At 68.1% G+C, this 12,476-nt stretch carries 11 protein-coding genes; 10 read left to right on the top strand and 1 reads right to left on the bottom strand.

What is annotated here, in order from left to right; all coding sequences use genetic code 11:
- The 10 genes from VKA86_00155 to VKA86_00110 all read left to right on the top strand — a co-directional run.
- On the top strand, positions 1–680 hold a 680-nt coding region (locus VKA86_00155), incomplete at its 5' end, for an ATP-binding protein (protein HKK69597.1).
- 5 nt (positions 681–685) lie between these two features.
- Positions 686–2,086 carry a sigma-54 dependent transcriptional regulator gene (locus tag VKA86_00150; GenBank protein ID HKK69596.1) on the top strand — a complete coding sequence of 467 codons (1,401 nt, stop codon included), beginning with the start codon at positions 686–688 and terminating at the stop codon, positions 2,084–2,086.
- Complete coding sequence (locus VKA86_00145; protein HKK69595.1) at positions 2,055–2,600, top strand: archaemetzincin family Zn-dependent metalloprotease; 546 nt, start codon at positions 2,055–2,057, stop codon at positions 2,598–2,600. The genes VKA86_00150 and VKA86_00145 overlap by 32 nt, the downstream gene beginning before the upstream one ends.
- Before the next feature lie 180 nt (positions 2,601–2,780).
- Complete coding sequence (locus tag VKA86_00140) at positions 2,781–4,103, top strand: hypothetical protein (protein ID HKK69594.1); 1,323 nt, start codon at positions 2,781–2,783, stop codon at positions 4,101–4,103.
- Entirely contained in the window at positions 4,103–4,981 is an 879-nt protein-coding gene (locus tag VKA86_00135; protein ID HKK69593.1) for a cytochrome c3 family protein, read from the top strand. Before VKA86_00140 ends, VKA86_00135 begins: the two co-directional genes overlap by 1 nt.
- Positions 4,982–4,984: 3 nt before the next feature.
- Positions 4,985–5,851, top strand: a complete 867-nt coding sequence (locus VKA86_00130; protein HKK69592.1) for a hypothetical protein — start codon at positions 4,985–4,987, stop codon at positions 5,849–5,851.
- A 50-nt stretch (positions 5,852–5,901) separates the two neighbouring features.
- Positions 5,902–6,960, top strand: coding sequence for a hypothetical protein (locus VKA86_00125; protein ID HKK69591.1), 1,059 nt, complete (start codon positions 5,902–5,904; stop codon positions 6,958–6,960).
- On the top strand, positions 6,957–8,300 hold the full coding sequence (locus tag VKA86_00120; GenBank protein ID HKK69590.1) for a hypothetical protein: 1,344 nt from the start codon (positions 6,957–6,959) through the stop codon (positions 8,298–8,300). The genes VKA86_00125 and VKA86_00120 overlap by 4 nt, the downstream gene beginning before the upstream one ends.
- A gap of 91 nt (positions 8,301–8,391) precedes the next feature.
- Complete coding sequence (glgB, locus tag VKA86_00115; GenBank protein HKK69589.1) at positions 8,392–10,614, top strand: 1,4-alpha-glucan branching protein GlgB; 2,223 nt, start codon at positions 8,392–8,394, stop codon at positions 10,612–10,614.
- Positions 10,615–10,619: 5 nt separating this feature from the next.
- The gene (locus VKA86_00110) at positions 10,620–12,083 is read left to right on the top strand and encodes a glycogen synthase (GenBank protein ID HKK69588.1); all 1,464 of its coding nucleotides are present in this window, start codon (positions 10,620–10,622) and stop codon (positions 12,081–12,083) included.
- Positions 12,084–12,087: 4 nt separating this feature from the next.
- Here VKA86_00110 and VKA86_00105 read toward each other — a convergent pair.
- Positions 12,088–12,476 (bottom strand): UDP-N-acetylenolpyruvoylglucosamine reductase (locus VKA86_00105; protein ID HKK69587.1); only part of this gene is annotated, 389 nt, incomplete at its 5' end.

The raw sequence follows: 12,476 nt of genomic DNA, 5'->3' as shown, positions 1-12,476 counted from the left end.
ATCCGCTGGCCGGGATCCTGGTCTCGGTGAAGCTCGTGCGGCGCCGCCTCGAGAAGTTGATCGGTGACGACGAGGCGCGCGCGAAGACCGACGACACCCTCGCGATGATCGAGCGCGAGACGGCCCGGAGTGGCGACATCGTGCGGAATCTGCTCATGTTCTCGCGTCAGCGAGAGCTCTCCATGGCAACGGAGGATCTCGGCGAGGTGCAGCGACGGGCCCTTCGTCTGGTCCAGCACCAGGCCGACCTCCAGGACGTGCAGGTGATGCTGAACGTCGAGGACGACCTGCCCGAGATCGAGTGCGACGGCAACCAGATCCAGCAGGCCTGCCTGGCCGTCATGATGAACGCCATCGACGCCATGCCCGACGGGGGCGAACTGCGGGTCGACGTCCACCGCGTCGACGACGAGCACCTGGGTGTCGACATCGCCGACACGGGCATCGGTATTCCCGAGGACGTCCAACTGAGGATCTTCGAGCCCTTCTTCACGACCAAGGAAGAGGGGAAGGGAACGGGCCTCGGCCTGTCGGTGATGTACGGGATCGTCCAACGGCACGCCGGCCGCGTGCACGTGGACTCGGAGGTCGGTCGGGGAACGACCATTCGTATCGTGCTTCCGTTGCACCCCGAGGTGCGCGAGACGGATCCGGCGGGCACGGAGCTCGAATCGAGGTAGAAGCGATGGACGCGACGCCCAAGACGCTGCGGATCCTGGTGGTCGACGACGAGGAGATCGTTCGTCAGTCGCTGACGGACTGGCTGGAGGAGGACGGGCATTCGGTCCGTGCCTGCAGTGACGCGCAGGCCGCGCTCAAGGCCATGCGCGAGAGCGACTGGGACCTGGCCCTGGTCGACATCAAGATGCCGGGCATGGACGGCATGGAGCTGCAGCGTCGTCTGCACGAGATCGATCCCGACCTGAGCGTGGTCATGATGACCGCCTTCGCGTCGGTCGAGACGGCGGTTCGCGCTCTGAAGAACGGCGCCTACGACTACATCACCAAGCCCTTCGACCCCGACGTCCTGTCGCACCTCCTGCGCCGCGCCAGTGACAAGCGCGACCTGGTGCGCGAGAACCGCGGGCTGAAGCAGCAACTCGAGGAGATCGTACAGCCGCGGCCGATCCTGGGGCACAGTCCCGAGATCCGTCGGGTGGTCGAACTGATCGGCACCGTGGCGCCGACCGAGACCTCGGTGTTGATCACCGGAGAGTCGGGTGTGGGCAAGGAACTCGTCGCCCGCGCGGTGCACGCGAACAGCCCGCGTGCCTACATGCCCCTGGTGGTCGTCAACTGTGGTGCCCTGCCCGAGGGTACCCTCGAGAGCGAGCTCTTCGGCCACGAGCGTGGCGCCTTCACCGGCGCACAGTACCGGCACAAGGGCAAGTTCGAACTCGCCGACGGAGGCACGCTGTTCCTGGACGAGATCGGCGAGATCTCGCCGAAGATCCAGGTCGAACTGCTGCGCGTGATCGAGGAGAAGAAGGTCACGCGCATGGGTGGGTCGGCGTCCGTGGAGGCCGACTTCCGTCTGGTCGCGGCGACGAACCGCGACCTCAAGCGCGAGGTGACCGAGGGCCGATTCCGCGAAGACCTCTACTACCGGATCAACGTCTTCGAGATCCATGTCCCACCCCTGCGGGACCGGCGCGAGGACATCCGCGACCTGGTCCTGCACTTCGCGCAGCGCTTCGCCGGGCAGATGAACCGTCCGGTGCCCCAGTTCACCGCCCCCGCCATGGAGCGGATGGAGGCGCACGACTGGCCGGGCAACGTCCGCGAGTTGAGCAACGCGATCGAGCGTGCGCTCGTGGTGCAGCGGGGGGGCGTGATCGACGCCGAGGACCTCCCGATCGAGCAGGGAAGTGCCGTCGTCCCGGGTCGGCCGGCCTCAGGTGATCGCAGTCTGGCCACCGTGGAGCGCGACCACGTGCTCGCCGTGCTCGAGGAGACCGACTGGAACATCTCCGAAGCCTCGCGCGTGCTGCGGATCGACCGGGGAACCGTGTACAACAAGATCAAGCAGTACGGGCTGACCCGGGACGGTGAGGTTGGAAGCGCTGGCGCTGGTGAGGATCGGTGAGACTCCACCGGAGCAGGTGGACGACCTCGCCGAGGGTCTGAAGCCCGTTCTCCGCCTGCCGGTCCGGGTCGAGGCGAAGGTCCTCGACCCCGGATTCGCCTTCCGGACCACGCGGGGCCAGTACGACAGCCGCAAGCTGCTCACCGCACTGCGGGGCGTCGCACACCGCGAGAACGAGGCCGTGCTCGGCATCGCCGACGTCGATCTCTTCGCCTCGATCTTCACCTTCGTCTTCGGCGAAGCCCATCTCGGTGGTTGCTCGGCGCTGGTGTCGATCCACCGCCTCCGGCCCGAGATGTACGGTCTCCCGGCCGACCTCGACCTGCTCGCGCAGCGACTGCTCACGGAATCGGTGCACGAGATCGGCCACCTGCAGGGGGCCATCCACTGCAAGGTTCCCGGCTGTGTCATGAACTTCTCGGGCGCGGTCGAGGAGATCGACCTGAAGAACCCGGTTCCCTGCGACGACTGCGCGGATCACTTCATCGGCAATGCGGGTTGCACAGATTCCTGAGATATCTCGGAGCGTCGCTATCACGTTTTCGTGCAACGAGTTGGCCCGGATTCTCGATCACGCTTTCGATAGAGCCGCTGGCAAGCGTCCTGCCGTAGCGTACTCGCCACGATACGGGTCCGATGCTGCACGTCACCCTCCGGTGCCGTGCCGGCAGCGGCGCACCCCTGGACCATCGCGATGACCTGCAAGGACGCACGCCGAGCGGGCGTGTTCTTGCGCGGAACCCGTGCCCTTCGTGTCGGAGTCCTGCTGCTCGTGCTGACGACGGCCCTGCCGTCGTTCGCCCAGACGGCGACTCCGTTCACGTGGTCGGCGCAGCTGCGCAGTACCGCCTATTTCTACCAGGACGTGACCGAGACCGGTCGCGAACTCGACCTCGCTCCACTCTACGAGCACTTCGACGTGACGGTCGGCCAGCTCGCGGCGGGACGGTTGGACTTCCGCGTCTCCGGGCGCTACGCCACCGACCTCGCCGACGAGGGCGCCGTCTTCACCGAAGACCATCTCTACGCCGCCTACGCCGGTCTGAGCTTCGATCGCTTCGACACACGGGTCCGGCTGGGCCGTCAATTCCTCCAGGAAGGAACGAATCGCCACACCCTCGACGGGGCGTGGATCTCGGTCCGGCCACACCGCCTCTGGCGGGTGCACCTCTGGGGTGGCGGGCAGGCTCCGACCGACCGCAGCTTCGAGGCCGGTGAGTTGAGCGACGACGGTGCCTACGGTGTGCGCGTCGTCGGTCAGGTGGCCCGCCGTGCCCGCGTCGGTGCGTGGCTCGCCACGCGCCAGGACGGGGGCGAGACCACCGCGACGCCGATCGGTGGCGAGCTCCTCGTCACCCCGACGCGCGGATGGCGAGCACTGTTGCGGGGCTCCTTCGATGCCGAGAGCGAGGAGTTCGAGCGCTTCGACCTGCTGACGCGCTACCAGCCCCGCCGCGACCTCCCGGTCTTCACCCTGCAGTACATCGACCGCAAGCCGATCATCGAGGCCAGCTCGTTCTTCTCGATCTTCGCCGACGATCTCGAGCGGGTGTCGTTGCTGCGCGGCAGCGCGCGCTACGAGCTCGAGAACGGTTTCGGTGGCGAGATCGAAGCTGCGCGCAGCTCGGTCGACGACCGCGACACCGATCGCTTCGGCCTGGCCGTGCTGGTCCCGTACGTACGGGTCGGTCTGGCCGCGACCTCGGGCGATGCCGGTGAGGACTTCCGCTGGTACGGCGATGCCCACTACCGATTCTTCGACCGGGTCGACGTCTCGGCCGGCGCCGTGTTCGCGGAGTACGCCCTCGTCGAGGACGCTCCCGACGACCTCACGCGTGAACTGGTCACGGCCTTCGCGCGTGCGCGCGTCGAGCTCGTCGACGGACTCAGGCTGCGCGCCGAGGTCCAGTCGCTCGAGAATCCCTTGTTCTCCGAGGACACCCGCGTGCTGCTCGGACTCGACCTGATGGCGGGCCGCGGCGCGACACGCTTCGGCCTGGGCTCGGGGGGTGAGTGATGACGAAGCTGACCACGATCACGACCGCGCTGCTGCTCGGTGTCACCACGACGGTTCTGGCCGCCGACTACTCGAAGAGCGGCATCATGTACGACCACGCGCTGCACGCCGAGATGGGCATGGAGTGCGTCGAGTGTCACGAGGGCGCGTGGGAGTCGAATGCCGGGACCGACCTGCTCCTGCCCGAGAAGGCGTCCTGCGCGAACTGCCACGACGTCGAGAGCATGGACAACTGCGGTCTGTGCCACGTCGACGTCGACGACCCCTGGGGCTACGCCGAGAAGGCGAGCGCCGTCGATCGGTTCTCGCACGTGGCACACGTCGAGTCCGAGATGGACTGCGCGAGCTGTCACGGACCGGCAGAGGCCATCGTGGCCGCACCGCCCAAGGTGGACTGCCGCAGCTGCCACACCACGGCGGCGGACCTGCAGGACTGCCACGTGTGCCACAGCCAGGGCGAGGAGTACGTTCCCGACGATCACATCGTGGGTTGGGAGCTGTGGCACGGCGTCGAAGCCGGACACGACCAGCAGAACTGCAGCAACTGCCACGCGCAGGTCGACTGCCAGGACTGCCACTCCGGTGACAACGTCGAGCGTCCACGCAGCCATCGCCTGAACTTCGCCTTCGACCACTCCTGGGAGGCGCGCGGCAATCAGATCGAGTGCGCCACCTGTCACATGGACCCGGGCTTCTGCGCCGACTGCCACCGTCAGTACGACGTGCTGCCGCGCAACCACTCGCGGGCGGATTGGCTTCTGCCCACGGGTGACGGCGGTGCCCACGGGACCGAGGCCCTCCTCGAGATGGAGGGTTGCATCTCGTGCCACGACACCGGTGCGTCCGATCCCCTCTGTGCGGACTGCCACGGGAGGTAGGACATGAACACGAGAAACACGACGACCCTCCTGGTGTCGGTTCTGGCCGTCTTCGCGTTCGTTCTCGGCGGTTGCGCCGAGCGCGAGGATCCGGTGGACGTCGAGATCGCGGCGCATCCGGAGGGATGGACGCAGCCGGGCAACGAGGATTTCCACGGCGCGTACCTGAACAACATCACGAACGCGAGTCGTGATCCAGCCGTGGAAGAAGAGGATCGCCGAACCGGTGCCGAAGGCTGCCGGACCTGTCACGGACAGGACCTGGGCTTCCAGTCGCAGCAGCAGTGCCTCGACTGCCACGCCTCGGGCAACTCCGCCGGCCACGCGGTCCCGAACGTCTTCCTCGCGCCGCAGGCGGAGGGATTCCACGGGCAGGTCATCGCCGAGGCCATGGGCACCGAGCAGTGTCAGGTCTGCCACGGGATCGAGTACGACGGTGGTTGGTCGATGGTGTCCTGCGTGGGGTGTCACGCCGGGGGGCGGAGTGGTCACCCCGCGACCGAGGTCATGTTCGACCCGGACGAGGACGACTACCATGCCGATCTCCTGGCGCGTCGAGGCCCCGGCGCCTGCGCCGAGTGCCACGGCGAGAAGGGTGGCGGCAGTTGGACGGGGACGGCGTGCACGACGTGCCACGCGGGCAACGCGAACAACGCCGGCGGTCTTTCGGGCCATCCCGCGGCCGACGACTGGAACGACGCGTCCAGCGACAACTTCCACGGCGACCGATACCGGGAGCTGGTGGATCAGGGTCAGGAGCCCTGCACCGCCTGCCACGGTGAGGACCTTCTCGGCGGGCCCTTCCTGTCGCCCGAGTACCCGAGGCTCTCGTGCAACGCGTGCCACACCTGGCCGTTGACCCGGCGTTGAGTCCTTGCGGGAACGCGGCCGTGCGGGGCACACTGTCCCGCATGTGCTGCGTGACGTTCTCCGACGCGGCCGGGCCCAAGGGTCCGGCCGTCGTCGTCTGTCTCCTTCTCTTCCTGCTCGTCGCCTGCGGCGACGACGACACGGACCGCGGGACCCGGGCGGCCGGTCGGGACGACCTGCCGCGTACCCCGGCGGTACCGCGGGAGATCGTGCTCGACCTGCCGGTCGACCCGGACCTCGCCGAGTTCTCGGGGCTGACGTGGTGGGGCGATCGGCTGGTCCTGCTGCCGCAGTACCCGAAGACCTTCGGGGAGGACGGAGCGGGCGCGCTGCTCACGATCGACCGCGAGCGGCTGCGCCGGTACGTCGAGGGCCGCGATACGAGCGCGATCCGTCCTTCGACGCTTCCCTTCGACGACGGCGGACTCGGCACGCGGGTCACCGGCTGGGACGGCTACGAGGCCGTGGCCACCGACGGCGACCGCATCTTCCTGAGTGTCGAATGCCGGACACCGGAGGGTTGGGAGGGCCTGATCGTGCGCGGGCGGATCGAGGGCGATCCCCCGCGGGTGGTGGTCGATCCGTTGTTGCGCACCCACCTGGCCGGCGCCTCGGGGGCTCCGAACTTCTCCGAAGAGGCGCTGCTCGTGCAGGGCGATGAAGTGTGGAGCGTGCACGAGCTCAATGGTCGCCGGGTGAATCCCGCACCGGTGGCCACGCGGATGAACCAGCAGCTCGAGGTGCTCGAGCCCTGGCCGTTCCCCCCGATCGAGTACCGGATCACCGACGCCACGGCGACCGACGCCGAACGCCGGTTCTGGGTGATCAACCAGTTCTGGCCCGGCGATGCCGCGCGCGTGCAGGCGCTGCGCGACGAGCTGGTCCTGATCGATCGACCGGGTGGTCGTCCCGTCGAGCGTCTGGTCGCACTCCGTGCCCTCGAGGGTCGGGTGGTGATCGACACCACACAGGGGCTGGTCGAGCTCGTCACGCGGGAGGACGACGTGACGCGGAACTGGGAGGGCATCGCCCGCTGGGACGACACGGGCTTCCTGCTGGTCACCGACCGCCATCCGCGCACCATCTTCGCGTACGTGGAGCGTCGATGACCGCCGCGGCAGCGGCGGACGACGAACCGCGCCTCGGGACCGGCCGGATCCTCCGCTTCTGGTGGCCCTTGGCGAGCACCTGGGTGCTCATGGCCGTCGAAGGTGTGTTCCTGTCGGCGGTCATTGCGCGTCTGGACGCACCCGTCGAGAACCTGGCCGCCTACGGTGTGGCCTTCGCGCTCGCGATCATCGTCGAGTCGCCGGTGATCCTGCTCATGAGTGCGTCCACGGCTCTGGTGGCGGACGGCCAGGGCTACCGGGCCCTGTGGCGCTTCACACGACGTCTGAACCTGGCGATCACCCTGGTGATGCTGGCGCTGTTGATCCCTTCCGTGTGGAGTGGTGTGGCCTCGCTCATGGGGCTCGAACGCGCGGTGGCCGATCTGGTGTACGGGGCTCTGTGGTGGTTGCTTCCCTGGCCGGCGGCCATCGGAGACCGGCGTTTCCACCAGGGCCTGCTGATCCGCGGCCAGCGGACGGGTTCGGTGGCCGTGGGCACCGTGGTCCGGCTCGTCGCCATGACGAGCACGGCGGGGCTGGCGGCCTGGACGACCGGCCTGCCGGGGGCTTCGGTCGGGGGCGTGGCCCTGAGCGTGGGAGTCGTGAGCGAGATGCTGGCCGTGCGCGTGATGGCCCGGCCGGTACTTCGCCCGCTACGTCGAGAGGCGTCCACGCTGGGTCCCGAGGTCCCCGAGCACCTCACGCAACCGGCCATCGCCCGTTTCTACGCGCCCCTGGCGCTCACCTCGTTGCTCGCTCTCGCGACCCAGCCGGTGATCACCTTCTTCATGGGACAGGCCGCTCGGCCCCTCGATTCGCTGGCAGTGCTGCCCGTGCTGCACGGCATCACCTTCCTGTTCCGGGCGCTCGCCCTGAGCTACCAGGAGGTGGGGATCGCCCTGGTCGGTGAGAAGGGCGAGCAGTACGCGCCCGTGCGGAACGTTGCCCTGGGGCTGGCCGTGGCGGTGGCGCTGGTGCTGGGAGCGGTCGCGTTCACCCCGCTGGGGCAGTGGTGGCTGCGCGACGTGGCCTCGCTACCGCCCGAACTGGCCGGGTTCGCGCGGTTGCCCCTGAAGATCTTCGCACTGCTGCCGGCGCTGAGCGTGCTGCAATCGCTGCAGCGAGCACTGCTGGTGCACGGCCGTGCCACCGGTCCCATGGGCAGTGCGACGGCCGCCGAGTTGGTGGCCCTCGCTCTCGCCCTGGCCCTCCTGATCCACGGCGCCGGGCTGGCGGGGGCGGTGGCGGCCGCGATCGCCACCCTCGTGGGCCGCTCCACGGGGCTACTGTGGCTCCTGCGGCCGGTCCGGCGAACGGTGGCGGGTTACGGAACGTCCTGACGGCGGCAGGGGGACATCCACCGTTTCGGGACCGGGACTCTCGGGCTAGACTTCGGCACCCTTCCTCCCCGCAGTCGACGGAGATCGATTCGTGCCGCATCTCGATGCCCAGTCCATCCGTGCCCTGGCCGACGGCCGCCAATCCATGCCCTTCGACGTGCTCGGCCTCCATGCCCTCCGAGGATCCGACGATCCGGGACGGGTCGTCCGGGCGATGCTTCCCTGGGCACGCGACGCCTGGCTGGTGCGCGGCGAGCAGGTCCTGCCCATGGAGTGCCTCGACCACGCCGGCGTGTTCGAGCTGGTGTTCGAGGACGAGACCGACTGGTTCCCGTATCGACTCCGGGCCCGCGGATGGCACGCCGAGGAGGCGGTCGAGTTCGACGATCCCTACCGGCTCTCCCCGGTCCTCGACGAGGAGCGGCTGGTCCACTTCCATCAGGGCCACGAGAGCCGCGCCCACGAGGTGCTCGGTGCGCAACGGATGCAGCACGAGGGCTTCGAAGGCACCGTGTTCTCGGTGTGGGCGCCGAACGCCGAGGCGATCAGCGTCATTGCCAGCTTCAACGGATGGGATCCCCGCACGCATCCGATGCGGCCCCGTGGTCAGACCGGGGTCTGGGAACTGTTCATTCCGGGTGTGACATCCGGCGATTTCTACAAGTACTCGATCCACACCATGCAGGGACAGCGGCTGGAGAAGTCGGATCCCTACGCCCGCGCCATGGAGATGCGACCGCGGTCGGCGTCGGTGGTCGTGGACGAGCGCGATTACGAGTGGCGCGATCAGGAGTGGATGGAGCAGCGGGTCGAGCGACAGCACCCCGACGGCCGCCCGATCTCGATCTACGAGGTCCATCTCGGTTCCTGGCGCCGCAATCCCGACGAAGAGGAACAGACGTGGTACTGGCTCAGCTACCGTGAGCTGGCCGAGCAGATGCTGCCCTACGTGGCCGAGTTGGGCTTCACGCACGTCGAGCTCCTGCCCGTGACCGAGCATCCATTCGACGGCAGCTGGGGATACCAGACCCTCGGCTACTTCGCTCCGACCTCGCGTTTCGGCACGCCCGACGACTTCCGCTACTTCGTGGACGAGGCGCATCGACTGGGCCTCGGGGTGATCCTCGACTGGGTCCCCGCGCACTTCCCGACCGACGCCCACGGCCTGGCCTGGTTCGACGGCACGCATCTCTACGAGCACGCCGATCCACGCAAGGGAGAACACCCCGACTGGGGGACACTGGTCTTCAACTACGGGCGCAACGAGGTCAGCAGCTTCCTCGTGTCGAGTGCGGTCTACTGGCTCGAACAGTTCCACGTCGACGGGCTGCGTGTGGACGCGGTGGCGTCGATGCTCTACCTGGACTACTCGCGGGAGGCGGGGCAGTGGATCCCGAACCAGTACGGCGGGCGTGAGAACCTCGAGGCGATCGCTTTTCTCAAGCGAGTGAACGAAGTGGTGCACCACGAGTGCCCGGGTGTACTCACCTTCGCCGAGGAGTCGACGGCGTGGCCCGGGGTCTCGCGCCCGGTCGACCACGGCGGGCTCGGCTTCGATCTCAAGTGGAACATGGGCTGGATGAACGACACGCTCGACTACCTCGAGAACGACCCCTTGTTCCGCAAGCACATGCACGACCGGCTGACCTTCTCGCTGGTCTACGCCTTCAGCGAGCGCTTCCTGCTGCCGCTCTCGCACGACGAGGTGGTGCACGGCAAGCGTGCGCTGGTGACGAAGATGCCGGGCTTCGACCCCGATCGGTTCGCGACCCTCCGTGCACTGTACGGATACATGTGGACGCACCCCGGCAAGAAGCTGTTGTTCATGGGCTGCGAGATCGCCCAATGGAGCGAGTGGAATCACGAGGGATCGCTCGAGTGGCATCTGCTCGACGATCCGTTGCACCGAGGGGTCCAGGAACTGGTCGGCCGTCTGAACCACCTGCTCGGTGACGAACCGGCTCTGTACCAGCGGGACTTCAGCAGCGAGGGCTTCGAATGGATCGACGGCAGTGACGCCGATCGCAGCATCATCGCCTACCTGCGCTGGAACGAGGACTGGTCCCGCGCGGTGGCCGTGGTGTCGAACTTCACGCCGATGCGGTGGGAGGGTTACCAGCTCGGTGTCCCCTTCGCCGGCTCGTGGTCACTGCGGGTGAACACGGCCGATCCCGGTTTCGGTGGATCCCACGCGATCAGGGGTGAGGCCTTCGACACCGCCGAGGAACCCTGGCACGGCCGTCCGGTGTCGGTCCGTTTCGACCTGCCGCCGCTGAGCACCGTGATCCTGACCGCCGAGCGGTCGGGGAGGTGAGCGCGATGCCGACGTCGACGAGGGTCGCCTTCGTCACCCCCGAGGTCGCGCCCCTGGCCAAGGTCGGCGGCCTGGCCGACGTCTCGGGCTCGTTGCCACCGGCCCTCGCGGCGGCCGGGCACGAGGTCCGCGTCTTCATGCCCCTGTTCGACGTCGTGGCCGAGAGGGGGCTCGACCTGGTTCCCGTGCCCACCGCACAGCAGGTCGGACTGACGCTCGGCGGACGATACCTGTCGTTCAACCTGTTCGAGCGTCGACCGAGCGGAGACCCGGGTGAGCCCCGTCTCTACCTGATCCAGTGCGCACCGCTCTTCGAGCGGGACGGTGTCGTGTACACCGAACACGATGACGAGCACGTCCGCTGGGGATTCTTCCAGCGCGCCGTGGTGGAGAGTCTGCAGCGCTTGCAGTGGTCCCCACAGGTGCTTCACCTGAACGACTGGACCACGGCCCTGATCCCGCTGTTGCTGAAGCGCCTGTACGCCTGGGACCAGCTCTTCGCGCAGACACGAACGGTCATGACCATCCACAACCTCGGTTATCAGGGAGGCTTCGTCGCCTCGACGATCGACGACCTCGACCTGCGCGGCGTGGCCGACGCCTTCGACCAGGCCGAACTCGCCGGTGGCGGCGTGAACTGGCTGCGCACCGGCCTGTCGATGGTCGACCGGATCACCACCGTGAGTCCGACCTACGCCCAGGAGATCCAGACGCCGGAGTTCGGCTACGGTCTCGACGGCCTGTTGCGCGAACGTGGCGACGCGATCGTGGGCATCCTGAACGGGATCGACGAAGAAGCCTGGGATCCGCAGCGCGATCCGCACCTGCCCCGACGCTTCGGGCCGCACGACGTGTGGCGGCGCCGGGGGAACAAGCTCGAACTGCTGCAGCGGATGGGATTGCCCGAGGATCCCGACACCATCCTCTACGGTCTGATCGCCCGCCTCACCTCGCAGAAGGGCATCGACCTGCTCGAGGAGGTTCTGCCCGCCTTCCTCGGCGAACGACCGGCACGCCTGGTCGTGCTCGGCAGCGGTGAGGCGCGCTACGAGGCCTTCTTCGAGGACCTGGTCGAGCGCTTCCCCAGCCGGGTCGGATACCGCCGGGGCTACGACGAACCCCTGGCCCACCACATCGAGGGCGGCAGCGACGTCTTCCTCATGCCCTCGCGCTACGAGCCCTGCGGGCTGAACCAGATGTACAGCCAGCGCTACGGCTCCTTGCCGCTGGTGCACCGGACCGGCGGACTGGCCGACACCGTCGATCCGATCGTCGACGGTTCCGGACACGGCTTCGTCTTCGACGAGTACGCGGCCGCAGCGCTGCGGGCCGCACTCGATCGCTCGGTCGAGGTGTGGTCGCAGCCGGAACGCTGGGCCGAGGCCATGGATCGCGGCATGCGGCGCCACTTCGGATGGGGCGACCGCGCGGAGGACTACGGCGAGGTCTATCGGGATCTGCTGCGCTGACCGATCAACGCCACAGGTCGTCGACCTCTCCGGGCTCGAAGCCCAACGGCACCGGCTCGGGGCGCAGGCGCACCCCGAAGGTGTCGAGCACGCCGTCCCGGACCTCGCGGGCGAGGTCGATCAGGTCCTGGGTGTTCGCTCGGCCGCGGTTGACGAGGGCGAGGACGTGGCGGGTCGACAGTCCCGCCTCGCCCGTGCCGTGGCCCTTGCCGAATCCACTGCGCTCGATCAACCACGCGGCAGCGATCTTCGTGTGTCCGGGACCGATCTCCCAGCGCGGCGGGGTGGCCTCGGGGTCGAGGCGACCCGCGCGTTCGAGAACGGTGCCCAGAGTGTCGTCGTCGACGACCGGATTCGTGAAGAAGGACCCGGCACTGCGATGGTTCTCGTCGT

It is taken from the genome of Candidatus Krumholzibacteriia bacterium (genome assembly GCA_035268685.1).
In the GTDB taxonomy this organism is placed as follows: Bacteria; Krumholzibacteriota; Krumholzibacteriia; order JAJRXK01; family JAJRXK01; genus JAJRXK01.
The sequence above is the reverse complement of the archived record's forward strand: the minus strand, read 5'-3'. Positions and strand labels throughout refer to the sequence as shown.